Source organism: Salinibacterium sp. dk2585 (assembly GCF_008001035.1).
Classification (GTDB): domain Bacteria; phylum Actinomycetota; class Actinomycetes; order Actinomycetales; family Microbacteriaceae; genus Homoserinimonas.
Window position 1 is genome coordinate 1,593,344 of record NZ_CP042856.1, and the last position, 26,166, is coordinate 1,619,509.

Sequence of the window (26,166 nt, forward strand, 5' to 3'; positions counted from 1 at the left end):
CAGTGCACGGTACCGCAGGCGGCTGGTAGAGATCTTCGCCCCGGGAATTCGCCCGAGAATCGGGGGGCGCACCCTCTTGGACTTCTCGGTCGCCTATCCCCCTGGCCTGTCCCGATCCTCGTCCCCAGGATGGCCGTGGTCCCCCACGAGCGGCACGAATGCCACCCCCAGGAGTGGCGTCTCGGTGACCCGGCCGTCGACGTCCTTGCGCACGAGGAGCAGCTGCTGGTGACCGTAGGAACCTTCGACCGGCATGACGAGCCGGCCGCCCGGCGCCAGTTGTTCCAGGAGCGGCGGGGGAACCGAGTGCCCCGCCGCCGTCACCACGATCGCGTCGAAGGGTGCCTCCTCCGCCAGTCCCCACGTCCCGTCCGCCGAATGCACGTGCACGTTGGCGTAGCCGAGTCGAGCCATTCGCTCCGCCGCCTGCTCCGCGAGGCGGGGATGGCGCTCCACCGTATCGACACGGGCGGCGAGCATCCCCAGCACGGCGGCACCGTAGCCCGACCCTGCGCCGATCTCGAGCACCCTGTCGCCCTCCTCCACCCGGACCGACTGGGCCATGAAGGCCACGATGTAGGGCTGCGAGATGGTCTGGCCCTCCTCGATCGGCAGGGGACGGTCGGCATAGGCATACCTCCGCGCGTGCTCGGCAACGAACTCCTCGCGCGGCACCGTCGCCATCGCCGCGAGCACCCGCTCGTCATCAATCCCCCTCGCACGGAGGTGGCGGGCGAGCATGACCTCCTTGTCCCTGTCCAGGCCGTCCATGCCGCAATCATGCCGCCGCCTTCCTCACCCGCCAAGGCCTCGCACGCAATACACTGTGAGCGATGCCTTCCCACACCACGCCGCCGTGGTTCGACCCGGCGCCGCTAGCGTTCTTCCCATGAGCACTCACCCTGAAATCGCGACACGGCCAGGCGACACCTGATGGCACCGCGCCCCGAGCACCTCAAGTGGGCACCGATCGGGCTCGTCTTCGTTGGCGGCGCGTGTGGTGCAGCAACTAGCGAGTGGCTCTCGCTGGTCATCCCCAAACTCGGCGAAGTGCCTGTCTCCATCGCCATCATCAACGTCATCGGTGCCTTCCTCCTCGGCTACTTGTACGAAGCGTTGACCCGCCTCGACAACACGAAGCCGACCGGCAAGAACCTCAAGCTCCTTTTGGGCACCGGATACTGCGGCGGTTTCACGACCTACAGCTCACTCGCCACCGACACCGGCGTGCTGTTCCGCGATGGCTTGCCGGTTGAAGCGACTATCTACTCGCTGGGCACCGTTCTCGTCGGAGCATGTGCCACCTGGCTCGGCATCGTCATCGCCAACGCGGTGAACAAGGCCCGCGGGCCCGAAACGGAGCAGCCCGCTGACCAGACCTGGAAGGCATCATGACTCCCATGATCTTTCTGCTCCTCGCCGTTGGCGGCGGCGTAGGCGCTTGCATCCGCTTCACCGTCGACGGGCTGATCCGCTCACATATGAAGACCAAATTCCAGTGGGCGACAACGATCATCAATGCCTCAGGATCACTGGTGCTCGGCTTCCTCACCGGCCTGACCATGGTGCATCTGCTGCCCACCGACCTCGGCATCGTCATCGGCACCGGATTGCTCGGCGGGTACACGACCTTCAGCACCGCCAGCTACGAGACCGTGCAACTCATCAAGGAGAAGCGCTACGGCCACGCGTTTATCAGCGGCGTTGTCATGCTCGTGCTCTGTGTCGCACTCGCCGGACTCGGACTCTGGATCGGCGCCTCCATCTGACGAAGAAGCCCGCGCCCCGGTATCGGCAGACTTGCACCCGCCCATCGCCTGCGAGTCCGACGACACGATCGAGATCACGCCTTCGTCGTGCAGCACCGTTTCTGCCGCGATCGTCTCGGCGTGCACCCGCGAGTCGGCGAACGACACGTCTTCGGGGATGTCGAGTGCGTGCCCGCCTCCCGCGCCTTCTGTGCCCACTGGCCCCTCGGCTGCGCTATGTCCCGGCGCGATCCAGCCGGATATCGCCGGCCTGCGGCGCAAGGTCGACGGCCATGATCGCGACCGTTTGGTTGGCCCTCGCGAGCGCACGGAGCGCCGCCTCGGCCGAGTGTGGCTCGTCCGTATCCCCGAGATCGTCGATGCCGATGTCAGGGCGCACCGGACCGGAGGCCCGACCTTCATAGGCCGCAATGAGGGCATCAAAGTTCTGAGCGGTCGCCGTCTCGAGCTGCTCCCACTGGTCATCGGTGAGGCGCGCTTTGGCGCGATGGCCCTGTTCAGCGGATGCGATGAAGTGCCTGGTGTAGTACAGCAGCTCCCAGAATCCGGTGAGGCGGTTCTCGATCCCGCCGGGCGCGAATGCACCGGAACCGTGACGCAGCGGACCCGCCGTTGCCTGAAGGTCTCGCAGCCGGCTCGTCATCACGACTTCCTGCTTCGACAGCGCGGCAATATCGTCGGCCGACGGCTGTCGATTGCGCTTCCACAGCTCCAGGGTCGCCGTCGTGATCGACTCAACAGTCCTCGCGAGCTCGACCGCCTGCCTGGCGAACTTGTCGCTCGTGCGTGTCGGCAGAATCAACGCGGCGACGATCAGGGCGACGCCGGCTCCGATGATGGTCTCGACGATGCGCACACCGATTGTCTCAGTGTTCAAGCGGCCCATGAACTCGTACATCTGCGCGAACATCATCGTCGTCCAGAACGACGTGAGCGGTGACGACGCCCCGCGGAAGTACGTCGTCGCGAAAATGCTGACCGCGAGCACCGGCACGAGCACCGCCGGATTTGATCCTGCCGCAATGGCAATGCTGAACCCGACGATCGCACCGAGCACGGTTCCGGCGATCCGCTGCGAGCCCTTCACGAAGGTTTCGCCATCGGTTCCCCCGATCGCCTGGTATGCGGGCATGGCTGCCCAGTACTGGTGGGTTGTCGACACGAACGACCCGAGGGAGAGGGCAACGGCTGTTGAGACACCGGCCTGGACGGCTCTGCGCCAGATGGGTGCGGTGTCGGCGGAGACAGGAGCTTCCGCGGCTGCGGGGACGCCGTCCGTCGCCCTTGCATCCCCGTCGGCGGTTGTCGCCGGAACCGCGGTCTCGGGCGCGGGGGACGATTGCGTCGACAGGTCGGCCCACGCAGGCACGGATGCGAGGTCAACGGCACGCGCCGAATGCAGCACGTCGACCGCGTGCTGCAACTCGTGCGCAGCGCCGAGAACGCGACGTGCGGCTCGTGGCCAGTGGGCAGCCGACTTGAGTGACGGCAGCGATTCCAGTGAATCGGCTGCGGAGACAGCAGCGGGCGGGTTCGGGGTCGGGGCCTCGTCACCCTTTTTTGTAGGCGAAACCCACGCCGGAGCATCCGGGTAGCCGGTGATGTGCTTCTGCACCGACTGAAGGGCTCCGGCAAGGCGCGCGCGAACGTCGACCGGCACACCGGCTCCCGTCGCCAATCGGGCTTCGGACGACAGGTTCACCAGCGCAAGTTCAGCCTCGTGAACGCGGATGCGCAGCGCACTCGCCTGCTCGGCCGTCGACCCGATGTCGGGGTCATCACCCGTCAACTGACCAGCCAGGAAGGAGGCCATCTGGTGCGTTCGCCGGAGTTCACTCCTGGTGCGGTGCATGAGATCGGGGTCCCATCGCGCCGCGGACACCGCATCGATCATCGGATCGAGCGCGCGCACCAGGCGGTTCTCAAAAGCGACAACCCCGCCTTTCACCACCCGGGCGTGTGCGCCCTTGTTCGGCACCAGCTGAAGCACGACGGAACTGAGGACGCCGACAACCGCTGCGCCGGCGAACGGGAGGAGTTCGTCGACCTGGAGGTCGAGGATCAGCGTGAAGTAGTACGTCATGAACGCGAGCTGGCCCAGCCCACCCAATTTCGGACCGAAACGAGTGACGGCGATCCCGATAAAGGCCAAGGCGACAAGGGCCGCGCTCGCCGGAAGCGGCTCGCGCGGAATCAGTGCATGAATTCCGAGCGAGACCAGCACGGGCACGAGGGAGATGAGCGCGGCGAGCCGCCGGATCCCGTGCCCACCCCCGGATGCCGCACTGGTGAACATGGCGATCATTCCGCCGAAGATGGCGGCCGGGAACGCCGGGAGGCCAATCTGGGGCAGACTGACGGCAAGAACTGCCACTGCGAGCGCCGCAGCGAGGAGTCCCCTGATGGCCCCGATGAGCCGAGTGAAGCCCGGGTCGACGAGGGTGATTCTCCGGGACAGGAAGCCCCAAATTCCTCCGTTGCCGTCCTTCCGCTCGGTTTCATCTGGCGCTGGCGCCAGGATCGCCTCCGGCGCTTCATCCTGCGGGTTGGAGTAGATCGGCTGGTAGTCCAGGTCGCGACTGATCGCCGCGCTGAACTGCTGGGCACGGTAGGCGAACGGCAGCCACGCCAGGTAGCGGGAGTACGACTCGTTCAGGTCTGTCAGGGGTTCAATACCCACGAGCCTGGCCATCTCTCGGTTGACGAGGACGAAGCGGCTCACCCAGTAGTCGACGTCGTCCTTTCTCCTGACACGTCGACGCAACGTGGTCCGTTCCTGCGCGAGTTCGGCGCGTACCTGCCGAGAGAACTCACCGGCCGTCACCGTCTCAGGCACATCGGTGCTCGTCCAGTTGAGCAATGGATGCATGTAGGTCTCGAACTCTTCGAACTGGTCCGTCAGCGGCAGGAGCATTGGCTGAGCGGTGACCGGGTTCGGCGCGGGGAGGCCCCAGCGCAGACCGCCGATAATCCCGGCCAACATCTGGATCGAGTACGGCAGCGAGAACGTATCGCGACCGCTTTGGAAGTAGTAGGCGGCGTGGTACAGACGCACCCCGTCGGTGTATGAGCTGAAGCTGTCAGACACGCTCTGCAGGTGTGAGTCGAGCCCTGTCTCAGTGCCGCCGGGGAAGTACGGTTCGAGGCTCGAGATCGGGGGCCCGATCCCGTCTCCTGCGCTGTAGAACTGCGACGACAGAGACCGAAGATTGGAGATCACGTCATATACGCCGAGCAGGAAGGTGAGAATGAGCGAGACCAGGACAACCCCGCTCACGGTCTCCACGACCGAAAGGATTCGGAGAAAATCCGTGTTCGGCGTCAGTTGTGATGTCCCGACGGCAGACAGTTGGGCGGTGCTGAAGTACATCGCACCGAACAAATCGCCGTGCACGCCGTCGTACGTGAAGTTCTTGCCCTGCATCGAACCGAGGTAGATCAACCCGAAACCGATGATGGTTCCGCCGATCCAGGTGATCACGGCTCCCAGAACCTGCAGCCCGATCACCTGACGGAGAACAACCGGCCGCCAGCGCCGCGAGAGGCGTCGGGTGAACCGTCTCGTCAGCCCCCACTGCCAGCGGGCAACCCGCCCGGCTACGAACCCCGCCTCGTCATAGTTGAGCGCGCTGAGGAACACATCGATGAGCGTCACCGCTAGAACGACGAATCCGAGTCCTACCCACAGGGCATCCATGCGGTCAGCCTAGAACTCAGCCTGCCGAGCACAAGATGCCTAGGACCATTGGGAATCGCGGCCGACTCGGCGGCGAACGCTGGTCAGTCCGTACGTGCCGATGGCCACTGCGTGGGCGGTCGGAGTGTCTGCCTCGCTACGAGACGTGCCGCCAGATCGAGAGAGACCGAACCGACTCGAAGGCGCTGGAACGAGAAGCCTCACTGGCCCTACCTACGAGGGTGTGCAGACGATTCCGAAGCGCCCGGGCATTCGATGAGGCGACTACGAAAGCGAAACGCGTCGAATACACGTCAAACGGCCATTCCAAATCCCTCGCTCGGGTTCTGGAATGGCCGTCTGACCAGTGCTTTCTGTGGATCCAAGGGGATTTGAACCCCTGACCCCCTGCATGCCATGCAGGTGCGCTACCGGGCTGCGCCATGGACCCTCGGTGTTTGTCACTCCGTGAAGCAACTTCTCAAGATTACTACATTCCTGCCGAGCGCAAAATCGAGTGCGCCCAGAGAGCCTTCATTCCACGGATGGCGGAGCGAATCTCCTGCAGATGCTGCTGCGCGCCGAAGTGCTGCGTGTACTCACCGAGGTCGTTCGACTGGGCGTCCGCCCCAACCGTCTCGACCGCCATTCCTGCCTCGATCCCCAGCGTTTCCACGGCAACGGCGGCCTGGTACGGCACGTAGACAGGCGTGGTCACGACGAGCACCGACCTCGTATCGGCGCCGCTCGACCGCGCCCAGTGCCGGAACGTGTCGGCGGTGTCGGCGCGCCGGGCATCCGGGTCGCTGGACGGAGCCGCGACCACCTCGAAGCGCACGCCCGGATGCGCGTCCCACGCGAGACGGGTCGTCCGCGCGTTGCCTGCACCGCCATGGGTCAAAGCGGGTGCGCCCAGGTCGAACGCCCGCCGCATCCCCTCGGCCATGGCATCCACCTCGTCGTGACCGGGAACGCCCAGCGCTGTCGCCAGCGCGGCTTCGTCGCCCTGGAATGCCCTGTGCGCCCCCAGGAACACGATCCGCCGCGCCGCGACTCCCGCATCGAGGAGCGAGCGCACAAATCGTGGTTTCACTAGGCCGGCGCGCACCATTCCGCCGGTCATCACGATCGCGTCATACGTTCGCGCCGTGGGCCACGATGCGACGAGGCCGAGTTCCGGGGCGGCCTCGAACACAGCGGCAGCCTGCGCCGGGCTCAGTGCAGCGGATGCCGCGAGGTTACGCTCTCTCCCCTTGCGAAAGTCCCAGTGCTCAGCCGAGAAGGCGTCGAGCCACTCGAGCAGGGAGTCCGTGTCTGCCGCGACGGGGCGCTGTTCGCCCCAGAGGCGCACAAGTCGCCCGAGCGCGTCGGAACGTACCCATGCCGCGATGCCGTCAGCTGTCGCCTCGGCGGCACCAACACCGCCGCGCCACGACGGCACCCAGGCGGTCATGCCCGCGCGTCGGCTCCTGCACTGCCGTCACCGGGCGCTTCAGGCAGGTCGAGAGGAATCGCAGGGCAGTCCTTCCAGAGGCGCTCGAGCGAGTAGTAGATGCGCTCCTCCTCGTGGAAGACGTGCACGACAAGGTCGCCGAAGTCGAGGAGCACCCACCGTCCCTCACTGCGGCCCTCACGGCGCAGGGGCTTGCTTCCAGCCTCAATCAGCTTGTCCTCGATCTCGCCAGCGATGGCGAGCACGTTGCGCTCGTTCCGACCGGATGCAAGCAGGAACACGTCCGTGAACGGCAGCGGCTCCGAGACATCGAGGGCGACGAGGTCGGACGCCTTCTTCGAGTCGGCCGCCGTGGCGGCGATGGTGAGAAGTTCGAGGGCGTGCTGGGATGCGGTCACAGATTCCTAAAGGGTGGGTACTGGCATTCGTGGGGACGAGTCTAGAACGTACCGAACACGAATCCCACGACAACGAGCACAGTGACGCTCACCATCATCGCTCCCGCGGTGATCGCGAGCACGACGGGCAGGCGGTTGCCGCTGCCGGAGTTGCGCGACATCGCGATGACGTCGCGCGGTGAGGTGTGCGTGCTGACGGCACGGATCGCTCGGACGGGAGCGGACTCTCCCTCGATGTCGTCACGGTCGGCAGCATCGATGATGGCGTCGAGTTCAGAGTGGTCGTAGCGCGCAGGATGCGCACCCGTCGTGCCAAGCGTCGTCGGCAGCGTGATAGACCCTGTGATGAGCACTTCGCCCGTCGCCGTCGCGAAGGGAACGGCGAGGTCGGAGCCGTCCGGAACCGCGGGCAGCACGAGGGCATTGCTCGTGATGGGACCGGTCGACGCCGCGACGTCGCGAGACGTCACCGATTCGGCGGACTGGCTCGCGTCGTCGAGCGCCTCCTGGGTCGACCAGTGGCCGACGGGGGTCACCTGCTGCTGCGGCGCGAAGTCGATGCCTCGAGCGGACTCGGGCGACCCGGGCAGCATGGTAGGCGGCGGGTACTGCGCAAGCGAGTACTGGGGAACGAACTCGCCCATCGGTGCAGGGGGTGGGGGCAGCTGTGGTGCCGGCAGGTCCGCAAGAGTCGGGATCTCAGTCGGCGACGTGCCGAACGGCATCCCGGCGGGCGGAGCAAGCTCAGAGAGCGGTACCGCCGTGTCGGACGGTGTCTCGACTGCGTCTTCAGCACGCGGCTCAGCGGGCGCGACCCCGGTCACATCGAGCGAGGACGGGATGTACTGGGGGCTCGCGAGGGCCGCGTGCGGGGGCTCAACCAGGGGCGGCGGCTCCGTCACCGCCTGCGGCTGTTCGGGGGCCGCCTGCGCCTCGGCCAGATCGGCCAGACCTGTGCTGGGCTGCACTGTGCTGGGCTGCGCGACGTCAACGGAGGACGCATCGAACTGCGGCGGAGCTGCCGGCGCAGGGAACGGCGCACTAGCGGGCGCGGCATCCAGCGCCTCGACAGCGGCTTCCGGCTCGGCCTCGCGAGCCCGAGCGGCCTCGAGCGCGCGCAGTTCACGCCGGGTGAGCGGCCGACCGGCCGCAGCTGGCGAAGCGTCGCCCACGGCTGGCGCCGACGGCGGGGCGACCGCCGCAGCGGCGGACCCGGCGGGACGGAAATCCCGGAGGCGGTACGCGTGGGCGTCCGAATCGGGCTCGGACGCGGGAGCCGGAGCCGGAGCCGGAGGAGCTTCCCGAGTGTCAGCCGCGGGGGTGAATGCGGCGAGGTCGGCAAAGGAAAGTGCGCCCGTCTCTGCAAGACGCTGCGCACGACGCGATCCGGGCCGGATGGCGTTCGCGGAGGTCGAGGGCGCACCATCGAATCGGGCGGGGGTCGCATCCGAGGCGGTGGGAGCTGCTGGCGGGAAGGTATCGAACGGAACAGAGTCCTCGTGGCCGGAATCGCCCATGGTCGCCTCCGGGTTGTCGAGATCGATGCTGCCCGTCTGGCCCCGGGCGCCGGAGAACTCGCTGCCACCTTCGTGGGCACGCTCGTTCATCCTGACCTGCCTCCGCGAAAGCGGCGGCTGGTCACCCCAGGCTGTCATTACTCACTCCGATACAGATGATGTTTGGCGATGTACTGTACTACCCCGTCCGGTACGAGATACCAGACGGGAAACCCCCGACCCACCCGGCTACGACAGTCCGTCGAAGAAATCGCCAAGGCAGGCACCTCAAGCAAGCTTACGTCGTGCTCCGGCAAACCGGAAACGTTGAGGATGTGACCTGGCCGTGAAACTGCTACGAAATGAGCAAGTTCGAAGAGTTCGTCGACGTTCTTCCAGTCCACGATCTGGGCGATGGCGTCCGCTCCCGTGATGAAGAAGAGCTCTGCCTCCGGCCGAAGGCGCCGCATGTCGTGCAGCGTGTCGATCGTGTAGGTGGGCCGGTCTCGATCGATGTCGACTCGGCTCACCGTGAACGACGGGTTCGAAGCCGTCGCAATCACCGTCATGAGGTAGCGGTGCTCGCTGCCCGTGGCATCCGGCTTCTGGTACGGCTGCCCGGTCGGAACGAAGACCACCTCGTCCAGGCCGAAATGCTGGGCAACCTCGCTGGCGGCGACGAGGTGACCGTTATGGATGGGATCAAATGTCCCGCCCATGATGCCGACGCGAGGACGACCGGAGTCGGGGTCCACCGCCGTCATCGAGGCGCCGTCAGTCGTGCGTGCCCGCGCCGGGGCCCGCGTTCGTGGACTGACGCTTGTTGCGGTGTGCCACGTCGCGGAAGCTGTAGGTGACGAGGCCGATCGTCACGAAGAAGGCCGCAGCGATGACTGCGAACCAGATTGGGTCCATGATCATCGGGGCGAGCTCGTGGTGGCCCTCTTCGGCAGCGATGACAGCAAGCAGTGACATTAGTTCTCCGTTCGACGCGACTCTAATCTACCGTGCGTGGCGGCTCAGCCGCGCACCTGCCCGGAACCGCGCACAATCCACTTGGTGCTCGTCAGTTCAGGGAGCCCCATCGGGCCGCGCGCGTGCAGCTTCTGGGTTGAAATGCCCACCTCAGCGCCAAAGCCGAACTCTCCCCCGTCGGTGAATCGGGTCGAGGCGTTGACCATCACGACGGCCGAATCCACCTCAGCGAGGAATCGTTCGCTGCTTGCGAGATCCGCGGTGACGATCGACTCGGTGTGGTGGGTGGAGTACCGACGGATGTGGTCGAGTGCGCCGTCGAGGTCGTCGACGACCCGCACGGCGAGGTCAAGGCTCATGTACTCGGTCGCCCAGTCCTCCTCCGTCGCGGGCACGACATCCGCGAAGATGCCCGCAGTGCGCTCGTCGGCGTGCAGCGTGACGCCGCTCTCGCGGAGCGCGTAGAGCACGGGAGGCAGCAGTCGCTCTGCCGCATCCGCGTGCACGAGCAGGGTCTCGGCGGCGTTGCAGACGCTGGGGCGGTGCGTCTTCGCGTTGTGCACGATCTCGACCGCAGCGCTGACGTCAGCCGAGGCGTCGAGGAAGACGTGCACGACGCCAGCGCCCGTCTCGATGACCGGGACCTGGGATTCGCGCACGACCGTCTGGATGAGGTCTGCACTGCCGCGCGGGATCAGCACGTCGATGAGGCCACGCGAGCGCATGAGCTCGGTCGCACCCTCGCGGCCGAACTCGTCGATACCCTGCACGAGCTCACCGGGCAGGCCCACCGAGGAGACGGCATCCTGGATGATCCGCACGAGGGCCGTGTTGGAGTGGATCGCCGCCGAACCCCCACGAAGCACGACAGCGTTGCCGCTCTTGAGTGCCAGCGACGCGATGTCGATTGTGACATTGGGCCGGGCCTCATAGATGGCGCCGACCACGCCGAAGGGAACGCGCACCTGCGTGAGCGCCAAGCCGTTCGGCAGGCTCGAGCCCTGCACGACGCGACCCACGGGGTCGGCCAACGCCGCAATGTCGCGCACCGCGGCCGCGAGACCGCTGAGTCGCGCCTCGTCGAGCCGGAGGCGGTCTTGCAAGCCCTCGCTCAGCCCGTTCTCACGCCCATTGGCGAGGTCGAGCTCGTTCGCCGCGAGGATGCGATCCGCGTTTCCCAGGACGGCCGCGGCGATTGCCTCCAGCGCGTCATTCTTGAGCTGCGTCGTCGCCGTGGCGAGAGCACGGGAGGCGTCTCTCGACGCCACCAGCTTCTGCTGGAGAGTTGGGGTCGCAAGGGTCTGCTCGGGCATGGGCCCAGTCTATCGACTGCCCGACGGCACCGGCCCGTCAGCCGAGGGAGTGCTCGACGAGGCCCGCCGCGAACCACGTGCCGACGGGTGCGCCGCCCAGCGCCTCGCTCACCTGCGCAGTCGAGGTGAGCAGCACAGGGGTTCCGGCACCGGCGGCGAGCCGCGCGGCATCCACCTTGGTGCGCGCTCCTCCCGTGCCGACCCCGGCCGCTCCGATGCCGCCGAACTCGACCGAGTCGAGCGGCTCACCGAAGGGAACGTCGACGATGCGCTCCGAGCCCTCGACCCACGGCGGCTTCGTGTAGAGGCTGTCGACATCGGAGAGCAGTACGAGCACATCCGCATTGAGGAGCTTTGACACGCGAGCCGCCAGCTCATCGTTGTCGCCGAAGCGGATCTCGGCGGTCGCGACCGTGTCGTTCTCGTTGACGATCGGCAGGATCCGCAGATCCAGCAGTCGTTCCATGGCGCGTCGTGCGTTGGCCCGATTGACCTTCGCCTCGAGGTCTCCCGCGGTCAGGAGCACCTGGGCAGCGACGATCTTGTAACGAGCGAGGCTCTCCTGGTACCGATAGATGAGCACGTTCTGACCTACGGCCGCGGCGGCCTGCTTCGTGGCGAGGTCTGCGGGCCGGTCCTGCAGGTTCAGGAACGGCAGCCCCGTTGCGATCGCACCGGACGACACGAGCACGATCTCCGCACCGCGCGCGTGGGCGCCTGCGAGGGCATCCATGAGGGGGGCGACCTGGCCTGCGTTCTCGCCGCTGATCGACGACGAGCCCACCTTGACGACGATCCGGCGGGCGCGCGGGATGTCCGCTCGCGACGTGACGGGGCTCAGCGTGGGAATCGTGCTTGTCGTGGGCTGCGCTGTCATCGGTCCTGTCAGTCGTCTGAAACGGATGTTTCGCCGGAGGTCTCCTCCGACGCTGCAGCGTCGCGGCGATCCACCGCGAAGCCCTCATCATCATTCCAGAGCCCGGCCTCGCGTTCGCGAATGAGTTCGGCGCGGGCGGCCGCCTTGGCGTCCATGCGCTCGAAGTACGCTTCTCGGCGCGCATTACGGGTCGGCCTTGCGGACTCGCCGAGGCGAGCATCCGTGCCTCGAGGGCTCGTGATGAGTTCGGCGGCGGAGGTCAGCGTCGGCTCCCAGTCGAAGACGACACCCTCGCCCGCCCCGATGATGACGGTAGATCCGGCGACGGCGCCCGACTTGAAGAGCGAATCCTCGACGCCGAGCTTGGCAAGGCGATCCGCGAGGAAGCCGATCGCCTCGTCGTTCGTGAAGTCGGTCTGGGCGACCCAGCGCTCCGGCTTGGCTCCGATGATGCGGTAGATGTTGCCGTGCGTACCGCCTTCGACGCGCACGTCGAAGGCCGCCTCATTGACTGCGCGGGGTCGAAGCACGATGCGCTCGCGAGGAGGCTCTGCTGCCTTGGCGGCACGCTCCTCCTCTACGAGCTCTCCGAGGGCATAGGAGAGCTCTCGGAGCCCGGCGCGACTGACGGCCGAGACCTCGAAGACGCGGTAACCCTGCTGCTCGAGCTCGGGGCGCACGAACTCGGCGAGGTCGCGCGCATCCGGCACGTCGATCTTGTTCAGGACGACGACCTGCGGGCGCTCCAGCAGTGGCGTCTGCCCCTCCGGCACCTCGTAGGACTCCAGTTCGTGACGGATGATCTCGAGGTCGCTGAGCGGGTCGCGGCCCGGTTCCAAGGTCGCGCAGTCGAGCACGTGCACGAGCGCGGAGCACCGCTCCACGTGACGGAGGAACTCGAGCCCGAGCCCCCTGCCCTCGCTCGCGCCCTCGATGAGGCCGGGGACGTCAGCGACCGTGTAGCGACTCTCCCCCGCCTGGACGACGCCGAGGTTCGGGTGCAGCGTCGTGAAGGGGTAGTCGGCGATCTTGGGCTTCGCAGCCGACACTGCCGCAATGAGGCTCGACTTGCCCGCCGAGGGGTACCCGACGAGAGCGACATCCGCGACGACCTTGAGCTCGAGGACGACGTCGCCCTCCCAGCCGGGGGTGCCGAGCAGGGCGAAGCCGGGGGCCTTGCGCTTGGTGTTGGCGAGGGCTGCGTTGCCGAGGCCCCCCTGGCCACCGGGCGCGACGACGATGCGCATGTCCGGCTCCGTGAGATCGGCGAGGACGGTGCCGTCTGGGTCCTTCACGACGGTGCCGACAGGAACCGCCAGCTCGAGGTCGGATCCCGTCGTGCCCGCACGGTGGTCTCCCATGCCGGGCTGCCCGTTCTCGGAGCTGCGGTGCGGCGAGCGGTGGTACGACAGCAGCGTCGTGACCTGCGGGTCGCTGACCAGCACGATGTCACCACCGTGACCGCCATTGCCGCCGTCGGGGCCCGCGAGGGGCTTGAACTTCTCGCGCTTGACTGACACGCAGCCATTGCCGCCGTGCCCCGAGCGCAGATGCAGGGTCACGTGGTCCACGAAGGTTGCCATAACCGTGATCCTTGTCTCGAAACGGGCCGAAAGCGGCCGGGGTGAAAACACCGAAGGGCGAGCCGAAGCCCGCCCCACGAGTGAAGTGATTGTGCCTAGGAGGCAGCCGCCACGATGTTGACGACCTTGCGGCCGCCCTTCTGGCCGAACTCGACGGCGCCAGCCTCGAGTGCGAACAGCGTGTCGTCGCCGCCGCGCCCGACGTTCACGCCGGGGTGGAAGTGCGTGCCGCGCTGGCGGACGAGGATCTCGCCGGCGTTGACGGTCTGGCCGCCGAAGCGCTTGACGCCGAGGCGCTGCGCGTTGGAGTCGCGGCCGTTACGGGTGGACGATGCGCCCTTTTTGTGTGCCATTTGTCAGCCCCTAATGCTTTCGATGCTTACTTGATGCCGGTGATCTTGACGCGCGTGAGCTCCGAGCGGTGGCCCTGGCGCTTCTTGTAGCCGGTCTTGTTCTTGAACTTCTGGATGACGATCTTGGGGCCGCGCAGGTCGCCGAGGACCTCTGCCGTGACCGTGACCTTCGCAAGCGCCTTCGCGTCGTGCGTGATCTTGTCGCCGTCAACGAGCAGCACGGGGGCGAGCTCGATGTTGCCATCCTTGTTGGCCGCGACACGGTCAAGGACGACGACCGAGCCGACCTCGACCTTTTCCTGCCGACCGCCGGCGCGCACGATTGCGTAAACCACTTGGGAACCCTAACTACTTGAAGAAAAGCTTCATGATTTCACCGCGACTGATGCCCGGCGAAGAACTTGGCGTTGAATGCGGGCTTGGCCAGCGCACGCCAAGGGTCAATACTAGTCGACACCCGGGCTGGCGGTCAAACCTCGTCAAGCATAGCCGCTCCGCGAACGACGCCGGGCCATGAGCCGGCCGTGCGACGTTCGCAAGGCTTCCAAGTCTAGACTCCACACATGGCGGTTCTGATCGACACGCCCATGTGGCCGGCGCACGGCACTCTCTGGGCTCACCTCGTGAGCGACGAGGCGATCGACGAGCTCCACGACTTCGCCCGGCGCGCCGGACTCCCCCGGCGGTCGTTCGACCTCGACCACTATGACGTGCCCGCCGAGCGGGTGCCGGCGCTCGTTGAGCTGGGGGCCACACCCGTGAGCAACCGCGAACTCGTGCGGCGCCTCGCTGCGAGCGGCCTTCGCGTCAGCCAACGTGAACGGCGCGCGGGAGACTCATCCCGCTGAGGCGCTCCACTGCGTTCCGAATCCCGGGAACTCGGCGACGACCTTGCCCTCGGCGACCGAGATGATGCGGGTGACGATCGACACTGCCCTAGCGTGCGGGAAGTATGCGTCGGAGACCATGCCCGCGACATCCGGAACCACTTCGACCGCCACGTGCCGCCCGTCAGGGGCAAGCTTGAAGCCGTCAACACCCTCCTCTTCGCTCGCGCGGTAGAGCACGCGCGGCGACTCGCCGTCGTCGACGACGATTGCGCTCGACACGCGCCCGCTGTCGCCCGCAGGAAGCGCAAGCTTCTGCACGCGCTCGGGTCCATCGACAAGGAACACGACGTCACCACCAAAGGGAACCGCGCCGTCTACCGGGGTGGGACCGAACGGGGTAGCCGTGCCGTCGTCGAGCGACAGTGCGACGGTGTCGTGATGGTCCCGCACGATGGCGGTGCCGCCGTCTGCCGAGACGGCCTCGATGCCCTCCCACTCCCCCAGGCCCTCAGCGTTCTCCGGCGCGTCGGGAGAGAATCGGAGCAGCTCTTCCTCCGTATCGATTGCGAGCATCTCGCCTGTTCCTGGGACCCAGGACCATGCGGCCGCCTCGAAAGGAGCGCCGTCGCGCTCGACAACCTTCACGGCGTCGTCGCTAGCATCGAGCCAAAGCAGGGCATTCGAGAATTTGCGCACCTGAGGATCGCCCACACTCGTGAACCGGAACGCGGCTCGTTCCCCCTCCGACGCGAGCGAATCGACAGAACCCACCGCGGGCAGAGCGACCTCGCTCGAGGTACCGTCCGCCGTGTCGACGGTCGTCACAGAGTGAGCGTCCGGCGTGCCACTCACGACGACCAGGCTGCTCTCCGTGGCGGCGAACGCTACGATCCTCTCCGCCGAGTAGACGACCGTTGACTCGCCGGTCTCGAGATCGAACTCGATGACTGCGTCCGGACCGCCCACGGCCGGATCCGCGCGATCGAGCACAAAGCCCGTGCGCACCTCAGGAAGCGGGGTCGCAGACTCGCTGCCGCCCACGGGGCTGCCGCCCCGCAGGAACGTGAAGAACACGACTGCGGCAACCCCCACCGTGAGCACCGCGACGCCGACCCAGAGGGCACGACCTCGCGTCGTCTTGCTCATGGCTGTTCGTTCCCCGATCAGTCGTCGAGGGTGATCGACGTGCCCGATCCCGCCTGTACGACGCCGGCGCTCGACGCGCGGCGCGAACCGCGGGAGCGACCCTGCCCGGGCTGCTTCGGCTCCGGTAGGGCGTCCAGCACGGTGCCGAGGATCTGCTCCGCGTCCTCCGAGCTGATCTTGCGCGCGGCACGGGGTGCCTTCACGACGGGAATGTCGAGGATCTCAACGACCTCTTCCTGCGCTTCGGCAGTACGGTCTTCCGCAGCGCTGTCGCCCTTCACGCCCGCCTGCGGGGTCGCGTCGGCCTTCGCGGCCGCGTCTCCGGCATCGGCATCCTTCGACTCCGCGGCACCCTTCGAACGCGAGCGCCGGGAACGCGACTTCGAGGGCTTCTCCTCGGCGCTGGCACTCCCCGCCGTGGCATCGGCCGTGGCCTGCGCTCCCTCGGTGTCCGACTTCTCCGCGCTCTCCGACTCCGCCGTCTGGTTGGCAATCGTGCTCGCCGCGATCTGTGCGAGCGCGTTCTTCACGTCCTCCGTGATGGCGTGGGTCGCGGCCGCCTTGGGAGCGGCGTTGGAGCCGCCACCGCTGTTGCTGTTGCCGCTGCCGCTGCCATTGCCATTGCCATTGCCATTGCCACCCTTGCCGCCACGGCCGCGGCGCGATTCGGGCTGCGGCGTCTGGCGGTGCTTCGTGACGGGGTCGTGGTGCACGATGATGCCGCGGCCGGCACAGGTCTCGCAGGGCTCGCTGAAGGACTCGAGCAGGCCGAGTCCGAGCTTCTTGCGCGTCATCTGCACGAGGCCGAGCGAGGTGACCTCGGCGACCTGGTGCTTCGTGCGGTCACGGCTCAGGCACTCGACGAGGCGACGAAGCACGAGGTCGCGGTTCGACTCGAGCACCATGTCGATGAAGTCGACGACGATGATGCCGCCGATGTCACGCAGGCGCAGCTGGCGCACGATCTCCTCGGCAGCCTCGAGGTTGTTCTTGGTGACCGTCTCCTCGAGGTTTCCTCCCGAGCCGACGAACTTGCCCGTGTTGACGTCGACGACGGTCATGGCCTCGGTGCGGTCGATCACGAGCGAGCCACCAGATGGCAGCCAGACCTTGCGGTCGAGCGCCTTCTCGATCTGCTCGCTAATGCGGTACTCGTCGAAGGAGTCCTTCTCACCGACGTGAGCCTCGACCCGGTCGACGAGGTCAGGTGCGACCTGACGCAGGTAGCTCGTGATGGTCTCGCGGGCATCCGCACCCTCGATAACGAGCTTGTGGAAGTCCTCGTTGAAGACATCGCGCACGATCTTGACGAGGAGGTCCGGCTCGCTGTGAAGCAGGGCGGGCGCGTTGACCGATTCAATCGCGGCACTGATCGCCGACCACTGCGACGTGAGTCGGTTGACGTCGAGCGTCAGCTGCTCCTCCGTAGCACCCTCGGCAGCCGTGCGCACGATGACGCCGGTGTTGTCGGGGAGCACCTCCTTGAGAATCTTCTTGAGGCGTGCCCGCTCGGTGTCGGGCAGCTTGCGGCTGATGCCGTTCATCGAGCCGTTTGGCACGTACACGAGGTAGCGGCCGGGGAGCGAAACCTGGCTCGTGAGCCGGGCACCCTTGTGTCCGACGGGGTCCTTCGTCACCTGCACGAGCACCTTGTCGCCGGGCTTGAGCGCCAGCTCGATGCGCCGCGCTTGGTTCTTGCCTTCGGCGGAGTTCTCGGCCGCAGCATCCCAGTCGACCTCGCCCGAGTACAGCACGGCGTTTCGGCCGCGACCGATGTCGACGAAGGCGGCCTCCATGCTGGGGAGCACGTTCTGCACGCGACCGAGGTACACGTTGCCGATGAGCGACGACTCCTGCGACTGGGCAACGTAGTGCTCGACAAGCACGCCGTCCTCCAGCACGCCGATCTGGATGCGGTTGTTCTTCTGGCGCACGACCATGACACGGTCAACGCTCTCGCGACGCGCCAGGAACTCGGCCTCCGTGACCACGGGACGACGACGGCCAGCGTCACGGCCGTCGCGACGGCGCTGCTTCTTGGCCTCGAGCCGCGTCGATCCGCGCACCTTCTGCGGTTCATTCGAGGGCTCGGGCTGCTGCTTCGACTGGCGAGCCTGGCGGCCGGAGGATCGCTCCTGCGGCCCCCGGTCCTGGGAGCGCTCGGACTCAGCCTGCTCGTCATCACCGGAACGGCGACGAGTGCGACGGCGGCTCGACGAGGACTCGTCCTCGGCATCGTCGGATGGCCGTGGCGGCACCATGGTCGGCAGGTCGGGGGCACGGAAGAGCAGGGTCGTCGTCGACGTCGCAACGAGCGGCTCAGGCGCAGCGGGAATCTCCTGTGACTCGGTCGTGGCCGAGGTGTCTGCAGCGGCGTCCTCGGCAGGCTCCGTCGCGGCGGCAGCCTCACTGCCTTCAGCGGCACGGGTCTCTGCTGCCGCGGTCGAACCAGCAGCGGGCTCCACCGAAGGAGTCACGGCCTCGGCACCCGAATCCGTTCGTTCCTCGGAAGGTGCAGAGACGGCACCCTGCGAGGCCTCGGCCTCGCCGCTCTTCGCCTTACGGCCACCGAAGAGCCTCACACGCCTGCGCGAGCCTTCCTTCTGCGTACCACCGTCATTGTTTTCGTTTGTCTCCACCATCGCTGGTGCACTCCTAAGCCGGTGTGGCAAACCGCGCTGCCATCCGGAACTCTCTCGCGGGGCCCGCTATCGGCGGTCCCGCTAATCCTTACGACGCGTTTCGCGGGGATACGTGCAGCTGTGCCCTGCGGCTCCTGCCCTTGACGCTTTCGTCCTCAGGCGAACTCACGGATGCTGCTGTAGCGGTATCGGCCCTGTCTCGCTCGTCTTCTGTCATTCTGTACTGCACGCCCGGCGTGCCATGCCTGTGACGACCTCGTCGTCACTGTCGCGAACGACTCGGCTGGCAGGCCGGAAAGCTTCTTCTTCGTCACCGTGAGCGCGGCTCGCGGTGAACATCTCACAAATTATCGCATGCATCCGCGAGAGTGCCGCATTCGGGGGTGCAAGTCGCCTGCGACTGCCAACCTGGAGGGATGACAGGATGGCCTTATGGTCGATGTCCAGCGTGCCCGCCGTCAGGTCTGGGCGCTTCTCGCAATCGCCGCCGTGGCCCTGTCCATCGGGATCGCATGCTTCTTCTTGACAGTGCATGCCTTCGGCGGCATGTCCCCCGAGTCGCGGGTCGAAGCGCTCCTCCTGGGGGTGCCCGCGCCGACCGCCGCCCTTCCGCTTGCGACCTTGGTCATCGCCCTCGCGATCATCCGCGCGGCGGCCCTGCGCTCGCCCGGGGGCACCCGAACGGCACCGCGGCGGCTGGCTGGAGCGTTGCTCGTCATCGCGGGCGGGATCGGCTTGCTCGCCGCATGGGCGCTCACGGCGGACAAGGTCGTGACGCTGACCCAACCCGAGGCACCTCTCGAATGCAATTTCAGCCTGCTGGTGCAGTGCGGCGCCAACCTCGAGTCGTGGCAGGGCTCACTGCTCGGCTTTCCCAATCCGCTGCTCGGCCTGGTGGGATGGTCGGCAGCGATCGCGGTGGGCGTCTGCCTCTTCGTCGGCATCCGCATCACGGACTGGCTCTGGGTCGCCTTCACGGTCGGTGTCGCGGCAGCGATGGCATTCGTGCTGTGGCTCATCGGCCAGAGCGTCTACGTGCTCGGCACGCTGTGCCCATGGTGCATGGTCACGTGGATCGTCACGATTCCCGTGTTCTGGTGGGTCTCGGCAGAACTCGCGCGGCGGGTCGGAGGCCCCCGGCTCTCAGCCGGGGGCGCCCGCGCTGCAGGGTGGTGGCCCACCCTGACGGTATTCAGCTACCTCGTCGTGGCCGTCCTCGCACAGCTACAGCTCGACGTGATCGCTCGTCTCTGAACTGGGCTCAGTCGAACCAGAGCGCGAGTTCCCGCGCTGCAGACTCGGGCGAGTCGCTGCCGTGCACGAGGTTCTGCTGCACACGAGCACCCCAGTCGCGCCCGAGGTCGCCGCGGATAGTGCCTGGCGCCGCCGTAGTGGGGTCGGTTGTCCCGGCGAGGGAACGGAAGCCCTCGATCACGCGGTTGCCCGCGAGGCGGATGGCGACGACCGGTCCGCTCTCCATGAACTCGACCAGGGGCTCATAGAAGGGCTTGCCCTCGTGCTCGGCGTAGTGCTTCGCCAGCAGCTCACGATCGGCCTGCACGAGGCGCAGGTCGACGAGCTGGTACCCCTTCGACTCGATGCGGCGGAGGATTTCCCCCGTCAGGCCACGGGCAACGCCGTCGGGCTTGACCAGGACGAGTGTTTCTTCGATTTCCATTGACATGGTGCTCCTTTTGCTGGGGACAAAGGTCAGGCGGGGGTGATGCCCATCGCGGCATTGCGTCGGTCGAGCTTTCGACCGGTGACGAAACAATAGATCCAGATCGCCACGAAGATGGCGCCCGAGACGTAGAGGGCCGGCAGGAGTAGGCCCAGCGCGATGAGGCCGACCTGGAGCGCCCACCCCAGCCACTCGGCCCACGGGAAGCGCAGGTACGCCGCTGTGACCAGGAGCAGCGCGATGAGCAGCACTCCCCCGCCGAGCGCCACGAGGGGCGGCAGGATGTCGAGCCCGAAGATCGTGAGCGCGACAAAGAACACGAGGGCCGCCTCGAGGCCGAGCACGATCGAGAGCAGGCTCTCGGTCACGCTGCGGATACGGCGCTGCCGGGGCGCGCGGGCCATCATGCCTTCCACCCCTCGCTCCTGGCCAGGTCCATCGCTTCACCCACGAGCGTGATGGACCCAGTCACGATGACGGCGCGCTTGGGCGCTTCTGAGGCCCAGCGCCGCGCGGCATCCATTGCCTCGGCGAGCACGTCGTACTCCCAGGTGGCGTCGGCTCCCGCGAGGTTGCGCACGACATAGGCGAGGTCGTCGGATGCCACGGCTCGCTCGGATTCCGATTGGGTCACGTAGAAGCGGGTCGCCATCGGGGCAAGCCTCGCCACAATGCCGTCCAGGTCCTTGTCCTCGAGCACGCCCAGCACGACGGCGATTTCGTCGAAGTCGAAGTAGTCCCGCATGGCAGCGACGATGGACTCCGCGCCCTGAGGGTTGTGGGCGGCGTCGACGATGACGGTGGGGTCCACGCCGATGAGTTCGAGCCGCCCGGGTGACGTTGACTCGGCGAGGCCCTGTTCGATCACGTCGCTGACGATCGCCTGGGCACCGCCGCCGAGGAACGACTCAACAGCGGCAACCGCCAGCGCGGCGTTCTGCGCCTGGTGGGTTCCATACAGCGGCAGGAAGACCTCGGAGTAGGTCGCCGCGCGCCCCCGCACGGAGACAAGCTGTCCCCCCACGGCAACAGTCGAGGCGGCCACATCGAAGGCCTCACCCTGGAGCACGAGCTCGGCGCCCGCCTCGCGGGACTTCGCCTGCAGCTCCGCCAGGGCCGTCGCATCCTGTTGGGCCGAGACGACGATCGCGCCGGGCTTGATGATGCCGGCCTTCGTGCGCGCGATCTCCTGCACGGTCGAACCGAGGCGGTGCATGTGGTCGAGGGCGATGGGGGTGAGCACGGCAACCGCGCCGTCGGCGATGTTGGTCGAATCCCACTCGCCGCCCATGCCGGTCTCGAGCACGACGACGTCGACGGGCGCATCCGCAAAGCTTGCAAAGGCGAGCAGGGTGAATGCTTCGAAGAATGTCAGCGGCGCTTCACCCTCCTCCTCGAGCTGGGCGTCGGTCATCTGGAGGTAGGGCTGGATGTCACGCCAGTTCGCGATGAACGCCTCATTGCTGATGGGTTCACCGTCGATGAGGATGCGCTCATTGACGCGGCTGAGGTGCGGGCTCGTGAGGAGCCCCGTGCGCAGGCCGTGTGCCCTGAGCAGGCTGTCGATCATGCGGGCCGTGCTCGTCTTGCCGTTGGTGCCCGCGACGTGGATGACGGGCGCGGCGGCCTGCGGATCACCCAGGAGGGCTGCCGCACGCCGCGTCGGCTCGAGTCGCACCCGCGGTGTCGCCTCGCCCACGCGCGCGAGCAGTTCGGCGTAGACGGTGTCGGCGTCGCCCTGCAGCAGGGCGTCGTCCGACAGCTCGGGATCATTCGTGAGTTCAGACATCGATTCCCTCTCCCCAGCGCGCAACATCGAGCACGATGCGGCCCGCATTCGAGTACTGCCCGGCGCGAATCTCGGCACGGTGCCCGCCGGCGTCGCCCTGCAGTAACGCTCCGCCGCCGTGATGCACTCGCATCTCGCGTGACAGGGTCTCTCGCGACACGAGTTCCGTGAACGACTCGAGCGCGTCGGCATCCGCGTCCGTCTCAGCGAAGACGTCAAGGCGGATGCGGTCGCTCACGTCGAATCCGGCGCCACGGCGAGCGTCCTGCACGGCCCTCACGAGGTCACGTGCGAGTCCCTCCGCCTCAAGCTCAGGCGTCGTCGCGGTGTCGAGCAGCACGAAGCCACCGCCGGGTAGAAAGCTGATGGCCTGCTCGGAGGACCCTGCCGTGAGCTGCAACTCGAACTCCCCCGGCAGCAGTTCGACGCCGCCTGCGATCACATTGTCGCCGGCGGGAGTCCAGTCGCCGGACTTCGCCGCCGCGATGACCTGTTGCACGGCCTTGCCGATGCGGGGGCCTGCCGCGCGGGCGTTGACCGTGAGCTTGCGCTCGATGCCGAAGGCACTGAGGCTGTCCTCCTCCAGCGGCACAAGTTCGACCGATTTGACGTTGAGTTCGTCGCGCACGATCGCGCTGAACTCCGCGAGGCGTGCGCCGTCGTCGCTCACGACCGTGAGGCTCGCGAGCGGCAAACGCACGCGGCGACCAGTCGCCTTGCGAAGGGCGAGCCCGGCGGAGGCGATCTCGCGCACGCGGTCCATCGTGGCTGCAAGAGTCGCGTCAGCCGGGAACTCCTGCGCGTCTGGCCAGTCGGTGAGGTGCACGCTGCGCCCGCCGGTGAGGCCCTGCCACACCTTCTCGCTCACGAGCGGTGCGAGCGGGGCGGCGAGCCGGGTCAGGGTCTCCAACACGGTGTAGAGCGTGTCGAAAGCGTCCTTGTCGGTGCCCGCCCAGAAGCGGTCGCGACTCCTGCGCACGTACCAGTTCGTGAGCACGTCGGCGAAGTCGCGGAGCGCATTGGCGGCGAGCGGCGAGTCGAGGGCGTCGAGGTGAGCCGTGACATCCGTCACCAGCTGTCGGGTCTTCGCGAGCAGGTAGCGATCGAGCACGTGGCTCGAGTCGGTGCGGCGGCTCGCCTGATAGCCGCCCTCCTGCGCCGCGTTCGCGTAGAGGGTGAAGAAGTAGTAGGTGCTCCAGAGCGGAAGGAGGAACTGGCGCACTCCCTCGCGGATGCCTTCCTCCGTCACGATGAGGTTGCCACCGCGGATGACCGAGGACGACATGAGGAACCAGCGCATGGCATCCGCGCCATCGCGTTCGAAAACCTCGTTGACATCGGGGTAGTTGCGCAGCGACTTCGACATCTTCTGGCCATCGTTGCCGAGCACGATGCCGTGGCTGATGACGTTCTTGAAGGCCGGACGGTCGAAGAGCGCGGTCGAGAGCACGTGCATCGTGTAGAACCAGCCGCGCGTCTGGCCGATGTACTCGACGATGAAGTCGGCCGGGTTGTGGGTGTCGAACCAATCCTTGTTCTCGAAGGGGTAGTGCACCTGGGCGTAGGGCATTGAACCGGAGTCGAACCAGACGTCGAGCACGTCCTCGATGCGACGCATGGTCGACTGGCCCGTCGGGTCATCCGGGTTCGGGCGCGTCAGGTCGTCGATGAAGGGGCGGTGCAGGTCGGGCTCGCCCTCGGCATTGCGTGGCAGCGTGCCGAAGTCGCGCTCGAGCTCCTCGAGGGAGCCGTAGACATCGACGCGGGGGTACTCGGGGTTGTCGCTCTTCCAGACCGGGATTGGCGAACCCCAGTAGCGGTTGCGCGAGATCGACCAGTCGCGGGCGTTCGCCATCCACTTGCCGAACTGGCCGTGCTTGACGTTCTCCGGCACCCAGTTGATCTGCTCGTTGATCTCGACCGCGCGGTCGCGGAACTCGGGCACGCGGATGAACCAGCTCGAGACCGCTTTGTAGATGAGCGGCTGGCGGCAGCGCCAGCAGTGCGGGTAGCTGTGCTCATAGCTCTTCTGCTGCACGAGGCGTCCGTCGGCCTTCAGCAGCTGGGTGAGCGGCTTGTTGGCGTCGAAGACCTGCAGGCCGGCGACCGGCTCGACGGCGGGCAAGAAGCGACCACCGTCATCGACTGAGATCACGACGGGGATGCCCGCCTTGGCGCACGTCACCTGGTCGTCTTCGCCGTAGGCGGGGGCCTGGTGCACGATGCCCGTGCCCTCGCCCGTCGCGACGTACTCGGCGACGAGGATCTGCCACGCATTCTCGTAGCCCTCCGCGTCGGCATAGAAGTCCCAGAGCCGGTCGTACTTCACACCGCCCAGATCGGCGCCCTTGAGGGTGCGGGCGACGGATGCCACGGCATCCGCTGCGCTCTCGTAACCGAGGTCCTTCGCATAAGCAGCGACCGTATCGGCAGCGAGGAGGTACTGGGAGACCGCCTCGGCCGAGCCGTCACCCGCGCCGAGCGGACCGCTCGGGATCACGGCGTACTCAATCTCGGGGCCAACGGCGAGGGCCGCGTTGGTGGGGAGCGTCCAGGGGGTCGTCGTCCACGCGAGGGCGCGCACGCCCGTCAGCCCGAGCGCCTCGGCCTTCTCCCCCACGAGCGGGAAGGTGACCGTGACGGTCTGGTCCTGGCGCATCTTGTAGACGTCGTCATCCATGCGCAGCTCGTGGTTGGAGAGCGGCGTCTCGTCGTTCCAGCAGTACGGGAGCACTCGGAAGCCCTCATAGGCGAGGCCCTTGTCGTAGAGGCGCTTGAAAGCCCAGATGACCGACTCCATGAAGGAAATGTCGAGGGTCTTGTAGTCGTTATCGAAGTCGACCCAGCGAGCCTGCCGGGTGACGTACTCCCGCCACTCGTTCGTGTACCGGAGCACTGACTCGCGCGCCGTCGCATTGAATGCCTCGACGCCCATCGACTCGATCTCGTCCTTGCGGGTGATGCCCAGCTGGCGCATCGCCTCGAGCTCGGCTGGGAGCCCGTGGGTGTCCCAGCCGAAGCGGCGGTGCACCTGCTTGCCGCGCATGGTCTGGTAGCGCGGGAACAGGTCCTTCGCGTAGCCCGTCAGAAGGTGGCCGTAGTGCGGCAGGCCGTTCGCGAAGGGCGGGCCGTCGTAGAAGACCCACTCATCGCATCCCTCGCGATTGTCGATCGACGCCTGGAAGGTGTCGTCGCCCTTCCAGAAGGCGAGGATGCCCTTCTCGATGGCCGGGAAGTCAGGGCTCGGCGTCACGGGGCCTGCGGGCGTACCGTCGTGGGAGGGGCGCGGGTAGGTCAAGTCTTCTCCTGGCAGTGTTGAATCTGCACGAGGACGACGGATGATCTGCTCACCCTCCGCGGTACCACCTCGCTTGCCGCATCCGGTTTCGGCGAGCTCAACCCGCGATGCGACCGCTTGTTCCTTGGCTGTGACGGGCCATACCCGTTCGGTTCTACTGGGCGGGTGCCGGGGCATCCGCTGTTCTGCCGAAGACTCCCCGGTGATGGCCGGATCAGTGCCTTTGGCTCAAGGATACCGTGCGGCTCGGCGCGACACGAATGCCTCCGGCGTGCGCGCTGGTGCTGCCCTCAGTCCTCGAACAGGATGCGCAGGTAGCGAGCCCCGTCAACCGCCGTCGAGTAGTACCAGCCCGCGTTCGTGACGAGGTGCGATGCGGCTGCGCCACTCGGGTCGGTCATCTCAGTGCCGCCCTCGCTGTCTCGACGCTCGTATCCCGCGGCCTCAAGTTCGGCGATCGCCTGCTCCCGCTGCTCCTCGTCGATGGGCAGCCAGGCGAACGCCACATGTTCACTGGCCTGGCCGGGCGAGAGTAGGCACACGAGCGGATCGTGGTCGATGAGGGGTGCCATCCACTCCAGTTGCCCGCTGTCGGCCAACTCCTCGACGTCGTCCACGATAGTCAGGCCGCCAAGGTCTGTCCCGGTGAACGCCGCGAAGCCCTCGCCGCCCTCTCCGATGAGGAAGGGGCATGCCTGCGATGCCGGAGGCATGTAGTCGGGATCGCCCGGGGTTTCGGAGGTCGCCGTCGGTCTCAGGCTGGATGGCTCGGGATTGCCCTGCTCGCTCGCCGTGCAGGCACTGAGAAGGAGGCACCACGCCAGCCCGATCGCGACGCTGGCCTTCGCGCCCGAGCGGCGCATCCGATGCTCCCTGCTCATCCTTCT

At 67.0% G+C, this 26,166-nt stretch carries 23 protein-coding genes and 1 tRNA gene; 4 read left to right on the top strand and 20 right to left on the bottom strand.

Annotated features, from left to right (window positions below; genetic code table 11):
- Positions 1–93 precede the first annotated feature (93 nt).
- Positions 94–771 carry a protein-L-isoaspartate(D-aspartate) O-methyltransferase gene (locus tag FVA74_RS07465; protein WP_147721430.1) on the bottom strand — a complete coding sequence of 226 codons (678 nt, stop codon included), beginning with the start codon at positions 769–771 and terminating at the stop codon, positions 94–96.
- 162 nt (positions 772–933) lie between these two features.
- Here FVA74_RS07465 and FVA74_RS07470 point away from each other — a divergent pair, with 162 nt between their 5' ends.
- Together FVA74_RS07470 and crcB are read left to right on the top strand one after the other, a co-directional pair.
- Entirely contained in the window at positions 934–1,395 is a 462-nt protein-coding gene (locus FVA74_RS07470) for a CrcB family protein (protein WP_147721431.1), read from the top strand.
- Between the two features lie 5 nt (positions 1,396–1,400).
- The gene (gene crcB / locus FVA74_RS07475) at positions 1,401–1,769 is read left to right on the top strand and encodes a fluoride efflux transporter CrcB (protein WP_370454507.1); all 369 of its coding nucleotides are present in this window, start codon (positions 1,401–1,403) and stop codon (positions 1,767–1,769) included.
- 214 nt (positions 1,770–1,983) lie between these two features.
- On the opposite strand, the gene FVA74_RS07480 is transcribed toward crcB, so the two are convergent.
- The 12 genes from FVA74_RS07480 to rplU form a co-directional block, all read right to left on the bottom strand.
- Positions 1,984–5,466, bottom strand: coding sequence for an FUSC family protein (locus FVA74_RS07480; RefSeq protein WP_147721433.1), 3,483 nt, complete (start codon positions 5,464–5,466; stop codon positions 1,984–1,986).
- Between the two features lie 356 nt (positions 5,467–5,822).
- Positions 5,823–5,896 (bottom strand) — tRNA-Ala (locus FVA74_RS07485).
- Positions 5,897–5,935: 39 nt separating this feature from the next.
- Complete coding sequence (locus FVA74_RS07490) at positions 5,936–6,898, bottom strand: hypothetical protein (protein ID WP_147721434.1); 963 nt, start codon at positions 6,896–6,898, stop codon at positions 5,936–5,938.
- On the bottom strand, positions 6,895–7,296 hold the full coding sequence (rsfS, locus tag FVA74_RS07495) for a ribosome silencing factor (RefSeq protein WP_147721435.1): 402 nt from the start codon (positions 7,294–7,296) through the stop codon (positions 6,895–6,897). Before rsfS ends, FVA74_RS07490 begins: the two co-directional genes overlap by 4 nt.
- A 41-nt stretch (positions 7,297–7,337) precedes the next feature.
- Positions 7,338–8,903: a hypothetical protein gene (locus FVA74_RS07500; RefSeq protein ID WP_147721436.1), complete on the bottom strand. Its 1,566-nt coding sequence runs from the start codon at positions 8,901–8,903 to the stop codon at positions 7,338–7,340.
- A 47-nt stretch (positions 8,904–8,950) separates the two neighbouring features.
- Positions 8,951–9,556 carry a nicotinate-nucleotide adenylyltransferase gene (gene nadD / locus FVA74_RS07505; protein WP_147721437.1) on the bottom strand — a complete coding sequence of 202 codons (606 nt, stop codon included), beginning with the start codon at positions 9,554–9,556 and terminating at the stop codon, positions 8,951–8,953.
- Positions 9,557–9,566: 10 nt separating this feature from the next.
- Positions 9,567–9,767 (bottom strand): hypothetical protein, encoded by a 201-nt coding sequence (locus tag FVA74_RS07510; RefSeq protein ID WP_147721438.1) that lies wholly within the window; start codon positions 9,765–9,767, stop codon positions 9,567–9,569.
- Between the two features lie 44 nt (positions 9,768–9,811).
- Positions 9,812–11,080, bottom strand: a complete 1,269-nt coding sequence (locus tag FVA74_RS07515; protein WP_147721439.1) for a glutamate-5-semialdehyde dehydrogenase — start codon at positions 11,078–11,080, stop codon at positions 9,812–9,814.
- Between the two features lie 37 nt (positions 11,081–11,117).
- Positions 11,118–11,957 (bottom strand): glutamate 5-kinase, encoded by an 840-nt coding sequence (proB, locus tag FVA74_RS07520; protein WP_147721440.1) that lies wholly within the window; start codon positions 11,955–11,957, stop codon positions 11,118–11,120.
- Between the two features lie 8 nt (positions 11,958–11,965).
- On the bottom strand, positions 11,966–13,540 hold the full coding sequence (gene obgE / locus FVA74_RS07525; protein WP_147721441.1) for a GTPase ObgE: 1,575 nt from the start codon (positions 13,538–13,540) through the stop codon (positions 11,966–11,968).
- 95 nt (positions 13,541–13,635) lie between these two features.
- A complete protein-coding gene (gene rpmA, locus FVA74_RS07530; RefSeq protein WP_147721442.1) occupies positions 13,636–13,893 on the bottom strand; it encodes a 50S ribosomal protein L27 in 258 nt (85 codons plus the stop codon).
- A gap of 26 nt (positions 13,894–13,919) precedes the next feature.
- Positions 13,920–14,228: a 50S ribosomal protein L21 gene (gene rplU, locus FVA74_RS07535; protein ID WP_147721443.1), complete on the bottom strand. Its 309-nt coding sequence runs from the start codon at positions 14,226–14,228 to the stop codon at positions 13,920–13,922.
- Between the two features lie 228 nt (positions 14,229–14,456).
- Here rplU and FVA74_RS07540 point away from each other — a divergent pair, with 228 nt between their 5' ends.
- Positions 14,457–14,741 (top strand): DUF4031 domain-containing protein, encoded by a 285-nt coding sequence (locus tag FVA74_RS07540; RefSeq protein WP_147721444.1) that lies wholly within the window; start codon positions 14,457–14,459, stop codon positions 14,739–14,741.
- Here the strand turns inward: FVA74_RS07540 and FVA74_RS07545 are convergent.
- Together FVA74_RS07545 and FVA74_RS07550 are read right to left on the bottom strand one after the other, a co-directional pair.
- On the bottom strand, positions 14,730–15,869 hold the full coding sequence (locus FVA74_RS07545) for a hypothetical protein (protein WP_147721445.1): 1,140 nt from the start codon (positions 15,867–15,869) through the stop codon (positions 14,730–14,732). The genes FVA74_RS07540 and FVA74_RS07545 overlap by 12 nt on opposite strands.
- A gap of 17 nt (positions 15,870–15,886) precedes the next feature.
- On the bottom strand, positions 15,887–18,511 hold the full coding sequence (locus tag FVA74_RS07550) for an Rne/Rng family ribonuclease (protein ID WP_147721446.1): 2,625 nt from the start codon (positions 18,509–18,511) through the stop codon (positions 15,887–15,889).
- A gap of 432 nt (positions 18,512–18,943) precedes the next feature.
- On the opposite strand from FVA74_RS07550, the gene FVA74_RS07555 reads away from it, so the two are divergent.
- Entirely contained in the window at positions 18,944–19,765 is an 822-nt protein-coding gene (locus FVA74_RS07555) for a vitamin K epoxide reductase family protein (protein ID WP_240792159.1), read from the top strand.
- 7 nt (positions 19,766–19,772) lie between these two features.
- On the opposite strand, the gene ndk is transcribed toward FVA74_RS07555, so the two are convergent.
- The 5 genes from ndk to FVA74_RS07580 all read right to left on the bottom strand — a co-directional run bounded on the left by ndk (position 19,773) and on the right by FVA74_RS07580 (position 26,160).
- Positions 19,773–20,189, bottom strand: coding sequence for a nucleoside-diphosphate kinase (gene ndk, locus FVA74_RS07560; RefSeq protein WP_147723120.1), 417 nt, complete (start codon positions 20,187–20,189; stop codon positions 19,773–19,775).
- 32 nt (positions 20,190–20,221) lie between these two features.
- Positions 20,222–20,599 (bottom strand): DUF4233 domain-containing protein, encoded by a 378-nt coding sequence (locus FVA74_RS07565; RefSeq protein ID WP_147723121.1) that lies wholly within the window; start codon positions 20,597–20,599, stop codon positions 20,222–20,224.
- On the bottom strand, positions 20,596–21,981 hold the full coding sequence (locus FVA74_RS07570; protein WP_147721447.1) for a folylpolyglutamate synthase/dihydrofolate synthase family protein: 1,386 nt from the start codon (positions 21,979–21,981) through the stop codon (positions 20,596–20,598). The genes FVA74_RS07565 and FVA74_RS07570 overlap by 4 nt, the downstream gene beginning before the upstream one ends.
- On the bottom strand, positions 21,974–25,279 hold the full coding sequence (ileS, locus tag FVA74_RS07575; protein ID WP_147721448.1) for an isoleucine--tRNA ligase: 3,306 nt from the start codon (positions 25,277–25,279) through the stop codon (positions 21,974–21,976). The genes FVA74_RS07570 and ileS overlap by 8 nt, the downstream gene beginning before the upstream one ends.
- Before the next feature lie 290 nt (positions 25,280–25,569).
- Entirely contained in the window at positions 25,570–26,160 is a 591-nt protein-coding gene (locus FVA74_RS07580) for a hypothetical protein (protein WP_147721449.1), read from the bottom strand.
- Between the last annotated feature and the right edge of the window lie 6 nt (positions 26,161–26,166).